The 21,705-nt window shown below is 38.1% G+C and carries 18 protein-coding genes; 13 read left to right on the top strand and 5 right to left on the bottom strand.

The window, feature by feature from the left end; genetic code table 11:
* Positions 1 to 33 precede the first annotated feature (33 nt).
* The 6 genes from DS745_RS02240 (at position 34) to DS745_RS02265 (ending at position 6,413) form a co-directional block, all read left to right on the top strand.
* The gene (locus DS745_RS02240) at positions 34 to 1,362 is read left to right on the top strand and encodes a flavin monoamine oxidase family protein (RefSeq protein WP_206662904.1); all 1,329 of its coding nucleotides are present in this window, start codon (positions 34 to 36) and stop codon (positions 1,360 to 1,362) included.
* 699 nt (positions 1,363 to 2,061) lie between these two features.
* On the top strand, positions 2,062 to 2,910 hold the full coding sequence (locus DS745_RS02245; RefSeq protein ID WP_129076577.1) for a nitroreductase family protein: 849 nt from the start codon (positions 2,062 to 2,064) through the stop codon (positions 2,908 to 2,910).
* A gap of 161 nt (positions 2,911 to 3,071) precedes the next feature.
* Positions 3,072 to 3,869, top strand: coding sequence for a CsxC family protein (locus DS745_RS02250; RefSeq protein WP_129076578.1), 798 nt, complete (start codon positions 3,072 to 3,074; stop codon positions 3,867 to 3,869).
* A 132-nt stretch (positions 3,870 to 4,001) separates the two neighbouring features.
* A complete protein-coding gene (locus DS745_RS02255) occupies positions 4,002 to 4,763 on the top strand; it encodes a CsxC family protein (RefSeq protein WP_129076579.1) in 762 nt (253 codons plus the stop codon).
* Between the two features lie 143 nt (positions 4,764 to 4,906).
* Positions 4,907 to 5,923: an alpha/beta hydrolase family protein gene (locus tag DS745_RS02260; RefSeq protein WP_129076580.1), complete on the top strand. Its 1,017-nt coding sequence runs from the start codon at positions 4,907 to 4,909 to the stop codon at positions 5,921 to 5,923.
* The gene (locus DS745_RS02265; protein WP_129076581.1) at positions 5,883 to 6,413 is read left to right on the top strand and encodes a helix-turn-helix domain-containing protein; all 531 of its coding nucleotides are present in this window, start codon (positions 5,883 to 5,885) and stop codon (positions 6,411 to 6,413) included. Before DS745_RS02260 ends, DS745_RS02265 begins: the two co-directional genes overlap by 41 nt.
* A gap of 36 nt (positions 6,414 to 6,449) precedes the next feature.
* Here DS745_RS02265 and DS745_RS02270 read toward each other — a convergent pair whose 3' ends face one another.
* Positions 6,450 to 7,616 (bottom strand): M20 family metallopeptidase, encoded by a 1,167-nt coding sequence (locus DS745_RS02270; protein ID WP_129076582.1) that lies wholly within the window; start codon positions 7,614 to 7,616, stop codon positions 6,450 to 6,452.
* A 174-nt stretch (positions 7,617 to 7,790) separates the two neighbouring features.
* Here DS745_RS02270 and DS745_RS02275 point away from each other — a divergent pair, with 174 nt between their 5' ends.
* Positions 7,791 to 8,582, top strand: a complete 792-nt coding sequence (locus DS745_RS02275) for an aldo/keto reductase (RefSeq protein ID WP_129077008.1) — start codon at positions 7,791 to 7,793, stop codon at positions 8,580 to 8,582.
* A 685-nt stretch (positions 8,583 to 9,267) separates the two neighbouring features.
* The gene (locus tag DS745_RS02280; RefSeq protein WP_206662905.1) at positions 9,268 to 10,059 is read left to right on the top strand and encodes an SAM-dependent methyltransferase; all 792 of its coding nucleotides are present in this window, start codon (positions 9,268 to 9,270) and stop codon (positions 10,057 to 10,059) included.
* 42 nt (positions 10,060 to 10,101) lie between these two features.
* Here DS745_RS02280 and DS745_RS02285 read toward each other — a convergent pair whose 3' ends face one another.
* From DS745_RS02285 to kapB, 4 genes are all read right to left on the bottom strand, one after another.
* Positions 10,102 to 10,233 carry a YjcZ family sporulation protein gene (locus DS745_RS02285; protein ID WP_338324507.1) on the bottom strand — a complete coding sequence of 44 codons (132 nt, stop codon included), beginning with the start codon at positions 10,231 to 10,233 and terminating at the stop codon, positions 10,102 to 10,104.
* A 100-nt stretch (positions 10,234 to 10,333) separates the two neighbouring features.
* Positions 10,334 to 11,386 (bottom strand): iron-containing alcohol dehydrogenase family protein, encoded by a 1,053-nt coding sequence (locus tag DS745_RS02290; RefSeq protein ID WP_129076584.1) that lies wholly within the window; start codon positions 11,384 to 11,386, stop codon positions 10,334 to 10,336.
* Positions 11,387 to 12,037, bottom strand: coding sequence for an MtnX-like HAD-IB family phosphatase (locus DS745_RS02295; protein WP_129076585.1), 651 nt, complete (start codon positions 12,035 to 12,037; stop codon positions 11,387 to 11,389).
* Positions 12,038 to 12,190: 153 nt separating this feature from the next.
* On the bottom strand, positions 12,191 to 12,574 hold the full coding sequence (gene kapB / locus DS745_RS02300) for a kinase-associated lipoprotein KapB (RefSeq protein WP_129076586.1): 384 nt from the start codon (positions 12,572 to 12,574) through the stop codon (positions 12,191 to 12,193).
* 343 nt (positions 12,575 to 12,917) lie between these two features.
* Between kapB and DS745_RS02305 the strand changes: the two genes are divergently transcribed.
* The 5 genes from DS745_RS02305 to DS745_RS02325 all read left to right on the top strand — a co-directional run bounded on the left by DS745_RS02305 (position 12,918) and on the right by DS745_RS02325 (position 21,612).
* Positions 12,918 to 13,673: an exodeoxyribonuclease III gene (locus DS745_RS02305; RefSeq protein ID WP_129076587.1), complete on the top strand. Its 756-nt coding sequence runs from the start codon at positions 12,918 to 12,920 to the stop codon at positions 13,671 to 13,673.
* Positions 13,674 to 13,908: 235 nt separating this feature from the next.
* Positions 13,909 to 14,982 carry a branched-chain amino acid aminotransferase gene (locus DS745_RS02310; RefSeq protein WP_129076588.1) on the top strand — a complete coding sequence of 358 codons (1,074 nt, stop codon included), beginning with the start codon at positions 13,909 to 13,911 and terminating at the stop codon, positions 14,980 to 14,982.
* A 121-nt stretch (positions 14,983 to 15,103) separates the two neighbouring features.
* A complete protein-coding gene (locus DS745_RS02315) occupies positions 15,104 to 16,021 on the top strand; it encodes a DMT family transporter (RefSeq protein ID WP_129076589.1) in 918 nt (305 codons plus the stop codon).
* Positions 16,022 to 16,031: 10 nt separating this feature from the next.
* Complete coding sequence (locus tag DS745_RS02320; protein ID WP_129076590.1) at positions 16,032 to 18,074, top strand: molybdopterin oxidoreductase family protein; 2,043 nt, start codon at positions 16,032 to 16,034, stop codon at positions 18,072 to 18,074.
* 118 nt (positions 18,075 to 18,192) lie between these two features.
* A complete protein-coding gene (locus tag DS745_RS02325; RefSeq protein WP_129076591.1) occupies positions 18,193 to 21,612 on the top strand; it encodes an MAP7 domain-containing protein in 3,420 nt (1,139 codons plus the stop codon).
* Positions 21,613 to 21,705: the final 93 nt, after the last annotated feature.

The following is a 21,705-nucleotide window of genomic DNA, read 5'->3' on the forward strand; positions in this document are numbered from 1 at the left end:
GGTAGGTACATTTTAATGAAAGTGGGAGATCTTTTGTCTAGTGCTCATGAAGTTGATGTAGTCATTATTGGGGCTGGTCTCGCTGGCTTAGCGGCAGCTTTAGAATTACAAAAGCGGAACATCTCCTTTGTAGTCTTAGAGGCGAGCGAACGTCCTGGAGGAAGAGTGTATAGCTTACAGACAAAAGACAGAATTACGATTGATCTAGGTGCTCAGTGGATTGAAAAAGAGCATGTTCGGATGAAGAAACTGCTGTCTCAGTTTGGTTTGAAAACAGTTTCAACGTACAAGGAAGGCAATTCTATCTATAAGTTTAGAGACCGAGTAACGAAAGGGAAGTTGCCTCCTTTATCAGCAAGCGGCTACCTAGATTTTTTGCAGTTTACAGTGAAGTTAAATAAAGTTAGTAAGGCTTTGGATTCTTTGGAACCTTGGGAAAGTGAGCATGCCAAGGATCTTGATAAAATAACGATGGAACAATTTCTTCTAGATCATACGTATACAGCTAGTGCGGGAAGTGTTTATAAATATTTGCTTGAAGAAATGATTTGCTGTAATCTTCATGAGGTTTCAGCACTAGATTTACTGTGGTGTGTGAAAACTGCCGGCTCAGTTAACAAGTTTCGAAATTCTGAGGACATTTGGATTAAAGATGGCGTTGGTATGCTTGTGAATAAAATTGCTAAGCGAATTGAGGATCGTATTTACTATCGACAGCCAGTTACTAGGATTACCTATGAGGAAGGGGGAGCAAGTGTCAAAACTATGAACGGTGGTTGTTGGAAGGGAAAACGGGTGATTGTGGCTATTCCCCCTAATTTACAAGCGAAAATTCATTATCAACCTCCATTACCATTCGTAAGGGCACAATTGCTCGAGCGATCGGGTCTTCCTTCAGTAATAAAAGCAGTGATTATCTACAAAAAACCTTTTTGGCGCGAAAAAGGATTAAGTGGCATTATTAATTCAGATACAGGACCTATAAATGAAACCGCGGATAGTTCCCCGAAAGACGGAAGGCGTGGGGTGTTAACGGTGCTAATTACAGGAGATAGTGCTAGGGCAGAGGTCAACGCTAATGAGATTTTAGCTGAATTAGTACCGTTTTTAGGGAATGAAGCTCTGGAGCCGTTAGAGGTATATTTACATAACTGGTCAGAGCAAGAATGGACTCGGGGAGGCTATGGTGTTCATTTTGCACCAGGTGTCCTAACTAGCTATGGCAAAGCTTTAATAGACCCGGTAGCTTGCATCCATTGGGCAGGAACCGAAACAGCGACAGAGTGGCGCTTGTTTATGGAAGGTGCAGTACAGTCAGGGGAAAGAGCGGCGTTTGAGGTTATTGAACAGATTAGGTGCTAGGGCGTGGATTGGGAGATCCGTGATCTAATGGGTAGAACGGAGGACGTACGAAAAATAAACTTCTAATCGAGCTGAATCGATCACGGATATGTAAGTAACTGGAAAGGTTGTGCTCGGTTTGAGTTGAATTGAATACGAATATGTAAGTAACTGGTAAATCGGTGCTCGGTTTGAGCTGAATTGAATACAAATATGTAAGTAACTGGTAAATTGGTGCTCGGTTTGAGCTGAATTGAATACAAATATGTAAGTAACTGGTAAATCGGTGCTCGGTTAGAGCTGAATCGATCACAGATATGTAAGTAACTGGTAAATTGGTGCTCGGTTTGAGCTGAATTGAATACGGATATGTAAGTAACTGGTAAATCGGTGCTCGGTTAGAGCTGAATCGAATACAGATATGGAAGTAACTGGTAAATCGGTGCTCGGTTAGAGCTGAATTGAATACAAAACTGTAAGCAAGTTGAAAAAATGTGTTCCAATATGGATTATTGGAACACAAAACTGTAAGTAAATGGAAAAAATGACGTTCCAACAAAGGTAATGGAGCATAAAGTTGTAAGTAATTGGAATGTTATTGTTCAAAAAGAAAGGTTAATCCATTTCCGGCTTGTCACCACTACCCAAATAAATTTTTAGTATAAGGAAACTGCATGGTGTTAGATTTCCGTTATAATACATACTGAGGGGGGCTTGGTTATGACAACGATCATAGATACAATAAAGCAGCGTAAATCGATTCGGACATTTGAAACAAATAAAATCTCTAATGAACACCTATTACAGTTGCAAGACTACATAGACGATGAAGAAAATCTTGTTGGTCCATTAGGGAGAAAGTGTAGAGTTGAATTAATTCAAATTAAAAACAATGTCTCTGACAAAGGAATTAAGCTTGGTACATATGGGTTTATTAAAAACCATCAAGGTTATTTAGTGGGGATTATTGAGAATACAAAAATGGACTTAGTGGAGTTTGGATACATATTTGAAAAAGTAATCTTATTTGCAACGGAGATCGGAATTGGGACCTGCTGGATTGGAGGAACCTTTAATCGAAATTCTTTTTCGAAAGAAATTGGCGTAAGTGATAATGAATTTATTCCTTGTATTACGCCGATTGGCTATGCTAAGGAAAAGCAACGACTATTTGATAAAACACTTCGTTATGTGACAAAAGCAGATAATAAGAAGAGTTGGGAGGAGTTATTCTTTTATGAAGACTTTGAGACTCCCTTTTTGACACAGCAGGCACCGGAGTTTGAAATCCCCTTAGAGATGGTTCGACTTGGACCTTCTGCTTCAAATAAGCAACCTTGGAGGATTGTGTTTTGTAAAACAACGAAGCAATTTCATTTTTACCTAAATCATACCCCAAACTATAATAAGCTCGGCTTTGACATGCAGTTAATTGATATCGGTATAGCTATGAGTCATTTTGAACTTAGTTGCACGGAAGTTGGGAATCAAGGTCAATGGAACATAGCAAACCCAGGTGTCCGAGTACCAAATGAACATATGGAATATATCATTAGCTGGGTGTACTAATATAATAGGGGACTACCTATGTATTAATAGAATTATGGACAACTGTTCCTGATGAAAATGCTAGGTTTTTCATAAATAGACTTATAAACTACTAAATTCATCTATACGACTTGGTATTTGTGACATAGGATATAACAAATACTAAGGAGGTGACATGTTAGATGTCTGATAAAAAGCAAAGTAATAAAGGCACTGAGCAACCAGCACCGCCATATTTCAACTATAAACCTATGAAAACTAAAAATGCTCTTTCACCTAAAGTAGGAAATCGTCCAGTTAAACCTGATACAATCTCAGGAAAAGCCACAGTTAAGGTTCCCGTAGTATTAGCAGAAACAGTTGTCCAACTAGATTTAAATCCAAAGATTGAGTTTCCAGAACCAGTTCTAGAAATTAAAAATATTAAAAAGAATTTAAAGATTACGCAATGCCGTCTATTATTACCAACTAACAAACTATTTATCGCAGGTTTTGTCCGTAAAAATATTCAATACGCAACTCCGAAATACGGAACAAAAGACTCAGTCGTTTCAGATATTCGTTCATTAACAATCGACGTTCCATTTAATGCAGTAACAGAGATCGATTATATTCGAAAGCCTAAATTCGAATTTGGTCCAGAGAGCCGTGAGTTTACGTTCTTTACGAAGTCGGAGTTACCAGATGGTTTCTCTTCTAAAGAGCACTTACTATCTGCTGATTTATCACAATTTGATCAATACAGTGGTGAAGAATTCAATGAACTACCATGGTGTGAATTACTTTCTAGCCGCTTTATTCAGTACGACGAGGCTCTAGATCGTAAAATGGGTCGAGTGTACGACCAACATGGTAAGTGTATTGATGCACCGTTTGAAGAAGGGACATTTACGAAAATAGAAGAAAAAATGGTTGTAGAAGTGAAACTAAAAGTTTTACAAAAACAACAGGTAAACGTTGATTCAAAGAAAAAATGGTAACAATTAAGGCTATTACCTTCCATAAGGTGATAGCCTTTTTAATTAATAGTCTTAAAAACTATTACTATCATCTATACGCTATTGCAGGTAGTAACATAAACTATAACAAATACCAAGGAGGTGCATTTTTTTATGTCTGATAGTAATTATGAAAGTTACAAACCTATGAAAGGGAAAAACGCTTTATCGCCGAAGGTTGGAAATCGAGGAGTGAAGCCTGAGGCAATCTCAAGAGCAACAGTAAAGGTTCCGGTCGTTCTAGCTGAGACAGTAGTACAACTAGATTTAAATCCAAAAATTGATTTTCCAGAACCAGTACTAGAGATTAAGAACATTAAGAAAAATTTAAAAATCACTCAATGTCGTCTTTTACTTCCAACTAACAAACTATTTATTGCAGGTTTTGTTCGAAAGAATATTCAATATGCTACACCAACACATGGATCCAAGGATGCAGTTGTTTCAAATATCCGTTCCTTAACAATCGATGTTCCATTTAAGGCCGTAACAGAAATAGATTATATTCGAAAGCCTAAGTTTGAATTTGGTCCAGAAAGCCGTGAATTTACGTTCTTTACGAAGTCAGATTTACCGGATGGCTTTTCTTCGAAAGAACACTTGTTATCTGCTGACTTATCACAATATGATCAGTATAGTGGGGAAGAGTACAATCAATTGCCATACTGTGAAATCCTTTCAAGTCGCTTCATTCAATATGATGAGTCATTAGATCGTAAAATGGGTCGAGTATATGATGAAAATCACGAGTGTATTGACGCACCTTTTGAAGAGGGAACATTTACGAAAATAGAAGAAAAAATGGTTGTAGAAGTTAAAATTAAGGTTTTACAAGAGCAACAAGTAAATATCGGATCCAGAGACCGTAAGTGCTAAAGTGGTAGACAGGGCTTTCACCTATGTTAGGTGAGAGCCTTACTTTTTTTTACATAATCTCGTAGTTGCTAAATTCATGCAAGTATAATATTATCATTATTGAGAATGATAATAATTAACTAATTGCCAACCGGAGGTAATTTATGATGAAGAGAAAAGATGAAAATATTAAACTTAGCGGGAAAGTTACGATAGGAGCAACAATTTCATTTCCAGAAACAACCGAAGATCAAGCTCCTGCCGTGTTATTTATTGCGGGAACAGGCCCTGGTGACCGAGATGGAAATGTTGGTAAATTTAAATTAAACATCTATAAAATGATAGCCGAAGAATTAACGAAAGCTGGTGTCATTACTATTCGCTATGATAAACGAGGGGTTGGCGAGACTGAAGGGGATTTGAATAAATCGGGGATGTGGGACTTGGTTGATGATGCCCAAACTGCACTGGAGTACTTACGCAGTCACCCAAATGTAGATAAAGAACATATTTATGTATTAGGTCACAGTGAGGGAACCATGTTAGCAACGGCCTTGAATGAGAGAACTCAAGTTGCAGGCTTAATCCTACTATGCGGAGCAGCTGATACGCTTGAGAACGCAACGAAATACCAGAGAGAATTGATGTACGAGGAATTTAACCTGGAAAAAGGGTTTAAAGGATGGTTACTAAAAAAGCTAAATGTAGTTGAGAAATCTGAGAAGAATGCTCAAAAGATCTTTAATCGAATGGTAGAAACCGATAAAGACATGATCCGTATTCAGTTGATTGCGAAAATGCCGGCTAAATGGTTTCGTGAGCACCATAACTTCGATTTGTTTGGTGTGTTAAAAAACACTACTTGTCCTGTACTAGCGATTAATGGTACGAAAGACGTTCAAACTAGATTAGAAAATGTTTATGAGGTGCCTAAGCTTGTGAAAGGGCCGTCTGAAGTCCATGCGATTGAAGGTATGAATCATATCTTGCGAGAGCAAAAGGAAACGGTCTCTATCCAAAAAATAAAAGGTTTTTACAAATCACAAAGCAATGAACCCCTTCACCCTGAACTTATGCTAACCATTACGAATTGGTTAAAAAAAGTGTACAATAAGGAGAGTGCTAATTGGAGGTTGATAAATGACCATGTCAAAAGCGGATGTAATATTACATCCAGTTAGAATGAAGATTATCCAGTCATTAATTAAAAGACCCTTAATCGTCCAAGAGCTAATGGAATGGCTTCCAGAAGTTCCGCAGGCGACCTTATATCGGCAGTTAAAAATCCTAACAGAAAGTAAAGTAATTTACGTCAAAGAGGAACGAAAAGTAAGAGGGACTGTAGAGAGAACCTACGCATTGAACAATGAGGTAGCACATGTTTCGGCCGAAGAGGCAAACAAGCTTACTAAGGATGACCATATGAAATACTTTATCACTTATTTTGCAAACCTTTTGCAAGGAGTGGAAGAGTATTTAGAAGGTGACGATATCGATATGGCTCAGGATGGGTTTGGTTATCGGAAAGTTGATTTGTTTCTAAATGCAGAAGAATTTCAAGAGTTTCGAGAAGATCTCGTGAATGTATTTAAAAAACATGTAGGAAACGAACCGAATGGGGAACGCCGCAAGAGATCGTTAGCGACAATTTTTATACCAGAAAAGAAGTAAAAAACCTGTGCTCGCGTTGAGCGCAGGTTTTTTACATTAGCGTCTATTTGCTTCAAACTCTTGTTTAATTTGGGCTAAAAGACCAGGTTTTGTGATGACATCATAGGCAGTGTACGCCATTGATTTTGCGCCAAGCATTAGACCCTCAAAGCCTTGATCACTCATGGCAGCTTCTCTAAATTCCTTTGTATGACAAGCGTAAGGCTCGTTACAAATTTGCACATATGGATGGATGGAAGGAACAACATGACTGACATTCCCCATATCAAGCGAACCACCACTTCCTTTTTCGTGGATTTCTTCAAGAGAAATTCCAAGTTCAAGTAAGTTTTCAGTAAAGTTATTGGAAAGAGCTTCATTGGTGTTTAAATCGTCGTACGATAGTTCATAGAAGGACGTTTCTAATTTAGCCCCTGTTGCTAGTGCTGCTGCTTTCGCACAGTTTTTTACTTTTTCAAGTAGTTCATCAAGGTAGTTACGGTGCTGCGCCCGTACATAGAATTGAGCTACTGCATAATCTGGCACCACATTTGCTGCTTTCCCGCCCTCTGTAATAATCCCATGAATTCGAGCGTCAGGAGTAATATGCTGTCTCAGAGCATTAATACCGTTAAACGTTTGGATCACTGCATCTAAGGCATTAATTCCTTCGTGAGGCGATGATGCTGCATGGGCAGGCTTCCCGAAAAATTCAAATTGAATCGCATCCATAGCAAGGGATGAGCCACTTTTTTCATGGCGGTAAAGAGGGTGAACCATCATGGCAACGTCTAAATGATTAAATACCCCTTCCTCAGCCATCGTTACTTTTCCGCCGCGCGTTTCTTCAGCAGGAGTACCGTAGACATAAACTTTTCCACCACAATGTTTGATAACCTTACTTAAGCCTATACCAGCAGCGATTGCCATTGTACCAATTATGTTGTGCCCACAAGCATGTCCAATTTCAGGGAGAGCATCATACTCTGCCATAAAGCCGATCGATGGACCAGGCAAACCACTATCATATAGGGCATCAAATGCTGTAGGTAGGTTTGATGTGCCCATATTAACTTGAAAACCGTGGTTTACAAGCTCCTCAGAAAGGATTTTTGCTGCCTTAAATTCCTCGTGTCCTAACTCTGGATTTTCACCAATAAACTGACTAATTTTATAAAATGTTTCGCGTAATTGTTCAATTTCAAGATTAATTTGCTCTTTCATTTATGTACCCTCCATTAAATTTGTTATTGCTCATTTTACAATAATTTTTAGATAAGCGAAATAATTTTTTTCAGGATCGGGCTCTGTTATAATATGGGTGCAATCTAGTATAGAGGAGAGTGTTCGGTGTTGAATAATTTACAAAGTACAACGAAATTACATAACGGTGTTGAAATGCCATGGTTTGGCCTTGGTGTATTTAAAGCAAAAGAAGGGGAAGAGGTTGTTAGCTCTGTTAAGGCAGCCATCGAATTAGGGTACCGCAGTATTGATACAGCTGCTATTTATGGAAATGAAGAAGGAGTAGGTCGAGCGGTTAGAGAATCAGGTGTAGCTCGGGAAGAGTTGTTTATTACGACAAAAGTTTGGAATTCAGAGCAAGGATATGAGTCTACATTAGCTGCATTTGATGAGAGTATGAAAAAATTAGGGTTGAATTATTTAGATCTTTATTTAGTTCACTGGCCATTGCCTGCAGTAGGGAAATACAAAGATACTTGGAGAGCGCTTGAGAAGCTTTATAAAGACGGTAGAGTGCGTGCGATTGGAGTAAGTAACTTTCACGTTCCTCATCTGAAAGATTTAATGGCCGATTGTGAAATTAAGCCGATGGTTAATCAGGTCGAGTATCACCCGCGACTTACGCAAAAAGAGTTGCATGAGTTCTGTAAAGAAAATCAAATTCAACTTGAGGCATGGTCGCCATTAATGCAGGGGCAGTTACTTGATGAGCCAGTGTTGGCCGAGCTTGGTCAAAAATATGGGAAGTCAGTTGCGCAGGTGATCTTGCGTTGGGACCTTCAAAATGAAGTTGTAACAATTCCTAAGTCAGTAAATCCTGTTCGTTTAAAAGAAAACGCAGATATTTTTGATTTTGAGTTAACCGCAGAGGAAATGTCGTTAATCGATGGATTGAACGAGGATCGCCGTGTTGGTCCAAATCCAGATGAGTTTAATCGTGAGTAGTTTTGAAAAAGGCCTTACAGTTAGTGTAACGGGTTCCTTTAACTATCGCAAACATTAAAAATGTAAAGCAAAATGACCTTCAAATTGTATGGAAATTTGAAGGTCTATTTTTGTTGATATAAAGGGTTTTGATCATTATATATGAGGGATTCGTCATGCAATTTAGAAGTTAAAATGCGGGGATACAATAGCCAGTGTACCGCATTCCATATATGATTATTAATAAGGGGAGTTTTTTCTCCTATATTATCCAAATCTTTAGATTTAATCTTATTTGAAGCCGTTAAAGGACTATTTCCGCTTATATATGCTTTTTAACCTCCCCTTATTAAAATAGGAGGAAATTCTCCGCATATGAATTCTAATACCTACACAAAAATTGATGCGAGATAGCAAAGTTGGTTTGCATATTTCGATCCGAAGAATAAACAAAATAGCAAGGGGAGATACCCTTGCTATCTCTAATGTTTTTTAAACCCTCTAGCCTAATAAATTGCTTTAAGGATTACGTTTTGTTTTGCATATTCCTTTGCAAGTTGATGTTTTGTAATAGGAAGCAGAACCGGTTACACTTAGTTTTTTGTTTTTTGTGGCATTATCATGAATGTTTGAAGAATGTATCGCTAGCTAAGGAAGTAACTGGTAAAATTTTAATATAAATAGTAGGTTAGGGGGAGTTATCATAATGATGACAAAAGACCAGTTGAAAGCCGCCTTAACGGTGGAACAGTTTCCTCGCTCAGCTAACTATGATCCTGAGTGGATGATTGAAAATGAAATGGGACCTAGTTCAGTCTGGCTAACAGAATTTTTAGTTGAAAAAATGGATTTAAAGCCAGGTATGAAAGTATTGGATATGGGCTGTGGCAAAGCGATGAGCTCGATTTTTTTAGCCAAAGAGTTTGGGGTGCAAGTGTGGGCCAATGACCTTTGGATTAGTGCCACTGACAATTTGAAGCGAATTAAGGAAGCTGGAGTAGATGATTTAGTTTTTCCAATTCGCGCCGAAGCCCATGCCTTGCCATATGCCCAGGAGTTTTTTGATGCAATTATTAGTGTTGACTCATATCACTATTATGGAACAGACGAGACATTTTTGCTGAAATTTTCCAAACTAGTAAAACCTAATGGGCAAATCGGTATTGTTGTTCCGGGTGTAAAGAAAGAATTTGAAGAGGATATTCCTGAAAGGCTAGAACCGTATTGGGATAATGAATGGTATACGTTCCACTCGCCAAAATGGTGGTCAAAGCTTTGGAGAAGATCTGGTGTTGTTGATATCGAAGTTGCTGATACAATGCCAGAAGGTTGGGAATTGTGGCTGAAATGGGAAACGACGGCAAAAGCCTCGGGTCGTTGGCAAAGAAATGGCGACATTGAGTTACTAACGGCTGACGATGGCGAATATTTTACGTTTACAAGAATGGTAGCGAGAAGGCATGAAGAATTAGAGGGAAGACGCTCGCCGGCAATCTAAATTAAAGAACCGCTAGGGAAACCCCTAGCGGTTTAAGTTTCGTTACTTAATATAAGCTGATCCTACAACAACTAGTAGGATAAACAATACAACGATTAACGTAAAGCCGCCTGTGCCACGACCTGCTGTTGGCATTTGCATTGGCATAGCTTGTGGTGCGCCGTAGTGATACATGAAGTAACCCCCCTTTTTGGTTGGTACAATATATTACTATGTATCAAGTGCTTTTTCGGGTGGGCGGCTATCCCGATAAACGGCAAGTTAAGCAATTAGCCTATTGTAAGATCGACTGTAGTAGCTGATCTTCCTTAACAAATTGGATTGCTTTTTCTTGGTAAGTGGGATCATGAAGAAATGTAAAACGATTTGGTTTGATGCTTGGTGCTAGTTTAATTGCCTCGATGTACTCATTTTTTTGTAAACCAAGATTTTTGACATATTCAAAAAATCCAGTGCGCTCAAAGACCTTCTTCATTCGATCCGCTCGGTGGTTTTGAACATTAGCCATAATGTAGGTAGCTACTCCGACTTGAATACCGTGCATGACTGGTTTAGCCGCAGTTTTATCTAGGGCATGTGAAATCAGATGTTCAGAGCCACTAATCGGGGAACTATTCCCGCTAATGGCAGTAGCAATTCCACCCATTGTTGCTGAACTTATTAGTTCTTTTAGAAAAATCGGGTTTTTAATATCTTCCATTGGTGTTCGGATAAAGCTATTGACTGCCTTTTTACTTAACATGGCAGCAAAAGCATTCACATGACTTACACCATTCTTCTCTTCAAATTCCCAGTCGTATAGAGCGGTGATGTTGCTCATTAAATCGCCAATTCCAGCTAATAACAAATGCGTAGGTGCATGTTGAATAATTTCTAAATCAGCGATAATACCAAAAGGTACTTTTGCAGGAACCGTTGTTTTTTTACCGTCCACATGGATCGAGCAGTTAGAACTTGCAAAGCCGTCATTCGATGCGGATGTAGGGATACTTATGAAGGGACTTCTTCTAGAGTAGGCAATGTACTTCCCGTAATCAATAACGGAACCTCCACCCATGGCAATGACAACATCATAACGTGGCATGGTGAATGCTAGTTTAATCAAATCTTGAATATCAAGATTTGTGGGCAACATCACCATATCAGCTTCAATGGTTTCTAAAGATTTTTCAGCATCATCCTTAAAAGTGTCGAATGTAAAGTCGTCAAATAAAATAACAACGTTCTGAAAGTTGTATTTCTGTAAGATATCACCTAGGTGAGTGAGAACCCCTTTGTTAATTTCTAATATAGCTGGAATCGGTACTGAGGTAACAGGAGTTAGCATTTACAAAAGCACTCCCTTAGAACGTAAGTAAGCTTCAATTTCCTCAAACGTCTCGACGGCTACACACGGGATCGCTTTTTCCTTAAGAATGTCCTGCAATGCATCCTTAGCAAACGTTATATCAGCATAAGCGGCCGGGTGACTATCAGGCTCACTATCACCGGCAAAATAGACATGCTCGTATTGTTCTTTTAATTCTAGGATCACCTTTGATTTATCAATTCCATACCGTTTTGAGAAATGACGGTGCGTTTCATCAATGTTCATGTAGACATTTTTTTCACGGTACTGACCTTCGTTTGAAAATACCTTAACGTTGTCGATGCCGTATTTTTTTAGGATGTGGTAAATATAATAATCAGTACCTGCGCTTAATACATAAAAGTCACCGTTATTTTCTTGGACTTTCTTAATAAAACTTGGGACATGTTCGTCAATTGGGATAGAAAGGATATCAGCAATAATCTGTTCTTCTTCTTGATGAATGGAAGCAAAAACCTCACTTAAGAAATCAATATCTAACATCTCCGCACGCTTCCATTTATGATATAATTCCTGACCTTCAGGGAAATATTTTTCAATCACTAACCAGTAAAAGTCCTTTTTTGAAATTGTTCCGTCAAAATCAGATACAAACGCCCATTTTTTCATGTTTTTCAGCTCCTATGTTAAATTCATCCATCAATTATTGTTCCACATGATAATGAGAATTACAAGGTGTGTAGAAAATAACCCCAGCTAAATAAAAAAGTCCACCTGAAGTGGACTTTTAATCTTTAATGTCTATTTTGGGTGCCAGGCACCTTACTTGAAGTAGTCTTTCTCTAATCCTCTTAGCGTCTCAATTGATTTTAGGGCGAATGGGGAGCCATCGGCTTCTAGTTCGGCAAATTCTTTATCTAATGCTGCTCGTAAGGACTCATCGTAGGTAGGTACTTCACCTTCGAATGGCTTTACGTAGACGGCTGGGATGTTTACTTGTTCACGGTGAGCGAGTGCTCTTCGTTCATGGAAGAATACACCTTCGACTTGTTTTGGGTTATGTAAATCGCCTTGGGTAGGGTGATTAATGACAGCAAGTACTCTCATCACATAGTTTGGTTCTTTGATCATCGTAATCTCGCCTATGTATTTTCCTGTTTTGTAAATGCCTGTCACAAGTTGTCCAACTTCAAATGTTTGACTCATGTTCATCATCCTTTCTGTTTTTCTTATCATGATAACATAGATAGTTCTGAGTTTGCTTTTAAATGCTTTTACTTTGGCTCTTTTCGTAAACAGTGTGCTTTTTTATCCTAAATACTCGGAAAAATACCCTAGATGAAGATATCAGCCAATAAATTATGTTAGAAAAGAGCAATACTTACTAAATTAGTGGTGAATTCTTTGTGTTTTGTGTAAAAATCCGGCTTTTGGGATTTTTACGAAAGCAACAAACTTTGCGAAAACAGCTTTTACTTTAGAAAAGCTCATCTTTAGAGTATAATCAAAAAATGTGAAATCTATTTAGTAAGGAGCTTTCTCAAAAACTATGAAACTTATTTCTTGGAATGTTAATGGCCTTAGGGCGTGTGTGAAAAAGGGTTTTTTAGACTATTTTCATGAAATGGATCCAGACATGTTTTCTGTACAAGAAACAAAATTACAAGAGGGTCAGATAGAGCTAGATTTACCTGGCTATTTTCAATATTGGAATTACGCAGAGAAAAAAGGGTATTCAGGAACCGCAATTTTTACCAAAGTAGAACCAATGAGTGTTAGTTATGGAATTGGGATAGAAGAACATGACCAAGAGGGACGAGTAATTACGTTAGAATTTGAAAAATTCTACTTAATTAATGTATATACGCCAAATGCGAAACGAGATTTAACGAGGTTACCATACCGCCTTCAATGGGAAGATGATTTCCGTGATTACCTAGTAGGATTGGAGAAAACGAAACCAATCGTTGTCTGTGGTGACTTAAATGTAGCTCATATGGAAATCGATTTGAAAAATGCCAAGTCAAACCAAGGGAATTCAGGGTTTACAGACGAAGAGCGAGGGAAGATGACTCAGCTACTTGAGACAGGCTTTGTTGACTCGTTTCGTCACTTTTACCCAGACCGTGATGATGTTTACACGTGGTGGTCGTATATGAGTAAGGTGAGAGAGCGGAATATTGGGTGGAGAATTGACTACTTTGTTGTTTCAAACCTCCTAAAAAAACATTTAGTCAATGCCGATATTCATTGTGAAATCTTAGGTAGCGATCACTGTCCAATTGTCCTTGAACTAAATATGTAAGCTTGTCCATAAAAAAATATTTAAAAAACCTTGAAGAAGTACTATTTTCTTCAAGGTTTTTCGTTTATAATAGACAGAAAAATATTTTAGTTATGTAACGGTTTAAAGTGGAAAAATATCAGAAAATTTTTAAAATTATACAAAAGTTTCCCTTGTGTCAAAACTGAAGTAGTCTTACAATGAATTAACAGAAAATTTTTGCGATTATGATAACTTAAAAAAGGGGATTATTTTTATGAGTGCGACTGTAGTTGAAATTGTAAAAGCATCATACTTAAAAACAAAACCAAATGACGAGACCCTTGGTTTTGGAAGGACATTTACTGATCATATGCTTGTTATGGATTATTCGGTAGCGACTGGTTGGACTCATCCGCGAATTACACCGTATGAACCAATTACACTTGATCCAGCTGCAGTCATATTTCATTACGGTCAAACTGCGTTTGAAGGAATGAAGGCTTATCGAACAGACGACAACCGTATTTTATTATTTAGACCAGAGAAAAACTTTCAGAGGCTAAATGCTTCTTGTGAAAGACTTAGTATGCCAGCTGTTGATGAAGCTGAAGTTCTAGAGTACTTAAAGCAACTTCTGATTGTGGAACAAGACTGGGTACCATCATCACCTGGTACATCGCTCTATATTCGCCCGTTTATTATTGCAACAGAAGCATTCTTAGGCTTGGCTGCTTCTAAAGAATATAAATTGGTTGTCATTTTATCACCAGTAGGCTCATATTACCAGAATGGAATACAGCCAATCAGTATTAAAGTTGAAGAGCACTATACCCGAGCAGCTCGTGGTGGAACAGGAGCGGCGAAAACTGCCGGAAACTATTGTGCGACATTTAATGCCCAAACAAAGGCTGCACAAGAAGGTTACTCTCAGGTATTATGGTTAGATGCCAATGAGAAAAAATATGTAGAAGAGGTTGGCTCTAGTAACGTGTTCTTTAAGATCAACGGAGAGGTCATTACGCCAGAGTTAAATGGTAGTATTTTGCCTGGAATTACAAGATTGTCAGTGATCGAGATGCTCCGCTCTTGGGGGATACCAGTCGTCGAAAGAAAGGTTTCGATTGAAGAAATTTTTCGTTATGATGATGAAGGATTACTTGAAGAAGTTTTTGGTACTGGAACGGCTGCGGTCATTTCACCAATTGGTGAACTAGAATGGCAAGGACGCAAGCTTCATATTAATGATCATCAAATCGGCGAAGTAACCCAGAAACTATACGATACTTTAACCGGGATCCAAACAGGAAAAGTGACTGATCCATACAATTGGACAGTTGAGGTGAAATAAAGAACGGAAAACAGCTTGGATATTTCCAAGCTGTTTCTATTTTGAGTTCTTTTATTTTATGCTATTCTATTCTTTAGGTTAGGTTCTGTTTTTTCTGAATTACGAGAAAGAAGGTTTTTTTCTGTCTAAATTATTTACTTATAGTTTACTAGTGTTTGTCATGTTTACGTGGGGATTAAATATTGTCGCCATTAAATATATGGTTACCTATTTACCTCCGATCGCGATGCAGGGAATACGAATTTTTGTCGCAGGCTTGGCTGCATTAATTGTCCTTTATTTTTTGAGAGATCTCCGGAAATTGACCAGAAGTGAATGGAAATTAGCTCTTATGGCAGCGGTTTTTGGTCAGCTCGGTCACCATACGTTCTTAGCACTAGGATTAGCTGGTACAACAGCCACAAATGGTGGGTTAATTCTTGGTTTGATACCTTTGACTACAGTGATAATGACGATGATCTTCTTAAGAGAACGTCCAACATGGTTGAGGTTCTTCGGGATTTTCCTTGGCTTCTTGGGAGTAGCAATGGTTGTATTACAAATTGGTGAGGGTATCGGAGCAGTTTCTAGAGGTGATTTGTTTATTTTCATCTCAATGGTATCCCAGGCATTTAGCTTTATCCTTATCAGAAAAATCACTGTGACATTATCACCACGCCAATTGACTGCCATCCTTTTGTTAATTGGATCTCTGATGACGACAAGCGCAAGTTTTATTTTTGAAGGAAATGTTGTTAGCGCGATTGTTGGAAAGCCAAGTATGGTTTGGGTTGTGTTTTTCTTTTCAGCAATTATTGCGACTGGACTCGGGCATATCTTCTATAATTTAGCCATCCAACAAATTGGAGCTGGTGAAACGGCGATATTTAATAATTTAGTTCCGTTTTTTACATTAGTAGGAGCGTTTCTGTTTTTGAAAGAGGCCATTCTTTTAGCTCAAGTAATTGGATTTATTTTAATTGTCATAGGTGTGTTTCTCGGAACAGGTTATTTAGAAATGAAAACGAAAGATAAGTTGAAATATAAGAAAACAGGTTAGGTGATGTACAATGATTGATTATCGAAATGAGAAAAGTGGCGTATTTCCATCGGTATGCTCATTAGACTGTCCAGATCAATGTGGCTTACTAGTCCACAAAGAAGACGGGAAAATTGTGAAAATTGAAGGCGATCCAAACCACCCTGTCACACAAGGGAATATTTGTAATAAAGTTCGTCATATGACGCATCGTCTTTATGATCCGAAGCGACTTGAGTTTCCTATGAAAAGAGTGGGCGCAAAAGGCGAAGGGAAGTTTGAACGTATTAGCTGGGAAGAAGCAATTAAGACGATCCATGCTCGTTGGACAGACTTGATTGCGACAGAAGGTCCGGAGTCGATCCTCCCGTACAGCTTTTATGGAAACATGGGGAAATTAAATTCGGAAGGTTTGGATCGTCGCTTCTTTCATCGCTTAGGAGCTAGCTTACTCGATCGCGCAATTTGTTCAGCTGCGGGATCAACGGGGTATCGTTATACGATGGGCGGTAGCTTTGGAACAGACCCAGAGGAAACAATTGATACAAAACTATTTATTTTCTGGGGCGTTAATGCAGTTAGTACGAATATGCATCAAGTGGCGATTGCTCAGAAAGCGAGAAAAAAAGGCGCAAAGATTGTTGTGATTGATGTGCACAAAAATCAAACAGGCCGGTTAGCTGATTGGTTTATTCCAATTTTACCTGGGACTGATAGTGCATTGGCTTTAGGTCTTATGCATGTCTTATTTGCTGAAAACCTGGTCAATGAAAGTTTCCTAGAAACGTATACAGTTGGTCACGCTGAACTGCGAGAGCACGTAAAACAGTATGATCCTGACACGGTTTCTACTATTACTGGTGTTCCAGTTGAGGATATTTACGAGTTAGCAAGAATGTATGGGACGACGTCACCAGCTTTTATTCGTATCGGTAACGGCATGCAGCACCATGACAACGGGGGAATGATTGTCCGTACTGTTGCTTGCTTACCAGCTTTAACAGGTCAATGGCTTGTTCATGGGGGAGGAGCGATTAAGGGGAATGGTGGATTTTTGGCTCATAACAGTAGTCAACTAGAGAGACCTGATTTATTAGAAAATAAGCAAACACGTGTCATTAACATGAACTTAATTGGAAAAGCATTGCTAGAATTAGAAAAGCCGGTTCGTTCAATGTTTGTCTATAATTGCAATCCAGCGCTTGTGACACCAGAGGCTAATAAAGTACGAGAAGGATTACTACGTGAAGATTTATTTCTTGTCGTACATGATCTATTTTTAACGGAAACAGCGATGTACGCTGACATTGTTTTACCTGCAACGTCGTCTTTTGAAAATCTCGATTTCTTTGCGTCCTACTGGCATCATTACATGCAAATTCAAGAGCCTGTGATTGAGGCTTATGGGGAAAGTAAAAGTAATACAGACGTATTTCGTATGCTTGCCAGAGAATTCGGATTTGAAGAAGAATGCTTATTTGATAGTGACGAAGAGTTAGTGAAACAAGCACTCGATTTTCCTGAAAGTACTTGGTTAGAGGGAATCACCTACGACTCTCTGAAAGAGAACAAATATGTGAAGGCAAATAGGAAATCACTGATGGAAGAGAAGTTGAAGACACCAAGTGGAAAAATTGAGCTTTATTCACAAGCGTTAGAGAAAATAGGTCTACCAGGGCTTCCAACGTATACCCCATTAGTAAAAGACAATGATCATCCATTTTTATTTATTCCGGCACCAAACCATAATTTCTTAAATTCTACCTTCTCTAATAATGAAAAGCATATTTCGTTAGAAAAAGTAGCTCGTATCCATATTAACCAATCCGATGCCCTTGAATTGGGAATTGAGGACGGCGAAAAGGTGAAGGTTTGGAATGAACGAGGTGAGTGTGAGTTAGTTGCTTCTGTTGGAGACAATGTGCTTCAAGGAGTGCTCGTTTCTCAAGGTTTATGGGCAGACTTACCAGGAACAAAAAATCTGGTTAATGCCTTAACCCCAGACCGAGTCGCAGATATGGGTGGCGGTGCAACGTTTTTCTCTGGACGTGTAAGCATTAGCAAAATAGCATAAAATTTACCATTGGAAATTTTTGAAAAAAGCATTAATATAGAGAATAAGAAAAAAGTTATGATCAGGTACTAAAATCATAACTTTTTTTCTATTTCACATCCTTTAAAGGAGATTTTTTATGAGACATGAAAATCGAAAAACGATTTTTAAAGAAGAGCTCGAAAAGCTTCATGAGCATCAGTATCTTGATCAAACCGATTATGAAAAAGTTGCAGGGGCATATGATCAATATTTTGCTTCATTAGTAGAGCAAGAAGAAGCGGAGGAAGTTAGGTTAGCTGAGCTTCGTCAAAAGCGACAAGAAGAAGCTAAAAGAATTGAAGAAGAGCGAAGAGAACAGCTAAGACTGAAAAAAGAAGCGAAGAAACTATCGCCTGAGCAAGTACGTGAACGAAACATTAGCTTGTCGTTAATAGCTGGGGTAATTCTGCTTTTACTTGGTGGAATGGTTCTCGCAACAAGTAGTTGGGAAAAAATGAACCATTTGATGAAAGTATTATCTATTGGTGGCGTTTCTTTATTATTTTTTGGAATTAGTTATGTTTCAAACAGGTACTTAAAAATCGAGAAAACTTCGTTTGCCTTTTTAACTTTGGCTAGTTTATTAATTCCAGTGACCTTTGTGGGAATCGGATATTTCCAACTGTTTGGGGAATGGCTCTCACTTTATGGTGAAGGAAAGTACATTTTAGGCTTGTTAGCTACTGCTGTTTGTTTACCGTTGTATACATGGATTGCAAACCAAAACAAAAATCGCTTGTTTGTTTGGCTATCCTTTGCAACATTAACAGTATTTACAGGGTTTTTCCTAGCAGCAGTTCAAGTTCCGATTGATTTATTTTACCTAGGAATCATTATTTATAATGGGTTATTACTTGTAGGCTATCATTATCTGAAGACTAGTAGAAAATATGATGTGTTTGTTCGTGAATTACCAGTATTTTCACAGCTGAATTTAATTATTAGCACTTTATTAATGCTGGCATTTTTCCAAAGCTACTTACTTTATAGTGTTAACATTCTTCTTACGGCCGTTATGTACATGGCGATTGTCTTTGTTTATAACAAAAAAGAGTTTCATTATGTGTTTACACTATTGTTTGTCTATGGAATGTACCAGTTGTTAGAGCATTCATTCTTACAACCACTAAATTATCTTGGATTTGCCTTGATTGGGATTGTCTATCTTGTATTAGAAGACCGAGTGCCTGACGGGTTTTTAAAGAAAGTATTTAGATTTACTAGTGGGATTGTCTCAGGATTAGCGTTTCTTTATATTAGCTTTGAAGGACTTGTGCTTCGGGCTGATGAAAAATCAATTGTATTATTGATCGCTTACCTTGTCATATCAGTAAATTATATTTATTTGGCACATATTACGAACCGTAGAATATTTCAGTATTTAGCTCCTATATTTTTAGTTGCAACAGGCTATCAATCTTGGAATGTATTATCGCCGTTACTAAACGTTGATTTGTTTGAAACCTATATGTTTGTTGTTGCTGTTGCATTATTTCTGTTTCTTTATGTGAAAAATCGATTTGCGTACTTGCAATCCATTCAACATTCTAGTTTATATGTTGCACTAGCGACTATGCTTGTCACTTTGCTACTCTCAGCAGGCAAAGAAGACTATTTACAATTAGCTGTCTTGTTAGTGGTATTTGGCTTTGTGTTACTAGTCGTTAACACGACCCACTCGAATAAAGATTTTAAGGAGCTAGCAGCTTGGGGAGTGCCGATTTCCTGGTTGTTTGGAATACATGTTTTCTATCATGTTTTTGGTATTGGAGATCATTTCTACTTCTATGAAGTTGGTGTGATGGGTCACCTTGCCCTCGCTTCACTCTTACTCTTGGGTATTGGTTTTATAATGAAGAAGATATTATTTATGCCTACCTTTACGATAGCGGTTATTGGATATACCTTGGCGTTATTGGGGTCAATTGCAGCAGATATGATGCCTTTACTCCGTTCAGCTTTTTATTTGATCGGGATAGCCTTATATGTAGTAGTCGTTACTCAGTCGAAAAATAAACAATTTTGGACATTTGTTGCCATAGGAATAGCTGCATTTTTGCTAACGTTAATTGAACCATTTAAATTATTTCAGAATTATACTAGTTTCGTTGTTTGGTTATTGTTCATTCCGGTTGTGCTTTTAGTAATTTATGAGTTTGTTGGAAGAAAAATAGCTGATTTAAAACCTTATTTCTTTTGGACGGCACATGGCTTGTTAGTTGTTTTCGGAGTTTTATCATTAGGTTTGGTATTGCTTACGGACTTTCATCCGGTAGGAATGCTACTGCCGATCCTTGCCTATGGATATAGTATTTTTCAGCACCAGTCTAAGAGAGAGTGGATGAGTAACGCATTTTTATATGCTGCGCTAAGCTCACTTTCTTTGAATGTACTCATTTGGATCAGTTATTATCAGTTGAACATTGGAATTGAACAGAGTCTTACCATTTCACTAGTGTTAGTGGCGGTAATCTGGGCGATGTGTCGTAATGATTGGAAAGAGCGAGTGGATATATTCCTCTTTGCACTCGGCTTTATCACATTGTTAAGCTTGGTCGCTGTTGATCGTTATGATCTAGTAAACCTAACGGCTACAGTGCTTACATCAGCATTTATGATCTATTTACTCTTTAAACGAAAGTGGGATATTGGGTCTATTGTTCCACTACTCTTAACGAGTGTTTATGTGATAGAGTATTTCTGGTTATTAGAGAAGCCTATGCGAATGATGGCAGTGGTAGTGTCAATTCTGCTCCTACATGGACTGGGAACGGTACTTTACAAGTCGTTGTTCAAAAAAGTTGCCGAAAACAAGTATCAAATTGATTGGTTTACGTTTATGACTCCATTGTTTCTGTTTCAGTTAACTCTTGATATTTTTTATAACGATCCACTATGGTTGAAGCTCATTGCTCCAGTTATCCTAGTGTACCTACTGTTTATGCAAATTCGTCGAGTACCAGGAAGTGTTGGAAGAAATGTTGTCATTACGATTACAGCTTTTTCAGGATTAATACCTTATTACCTGATTGTTGATCATTTTGATGTTCCTTCAATTATTGAGGCGGAACTAATCGCTTTACCATTTATTGCACTAACCATCTTTTTAAGTAAAAAGGCTTGGGCTGGGCATGGGAAAACAATGAACACCATTCAAGCCGTTGTTCTTGTATTGGTGACATTATTTATTCTGGGTGATGCGCTTGAAAGTAATACGATATATGACGCCATTATCGTTGGTGGGTTAGCATTAGTTTCAATTATTGCAGGAATGCATTACCGAATTAAATCTTATTTCTTTGTAGGAATTGCCGTCTTATTGATAAATGTCTTTTTACAGACGAAACCATTCTGGGGGAACCTCCCTTGGTGGATGTATTTGATTATTGGCGGCGCGACTCTGATTGGTTTTGCTTCGTTTTATGAGTGGCAAAAGCAACGACCGAAAAAAGAAGGAAAAACGTTATTACAGGAAAAGAAAGAAAAGTTCCTTCAGTCCTTTAAAGATTGGAAATAAAAAGTATGGCACAAGAATTTTCCAAAAGTGAAAATTCTTGTGTTTTTGTTTGTATTTGGAATAATATGCTAGTATACAGAACTGGAGGTATTT

The sequence above is a fragment of the Anaerobacillus alkaliphilus genome (assembly GCF_004116265.1).
Taxonomy (GTDB): Bacteria; Bacillota; Bacilli; order Bacillales; family Anaerobacillaceae; genus Anaerobacillus; species Anaerobacillus alkaliphilus.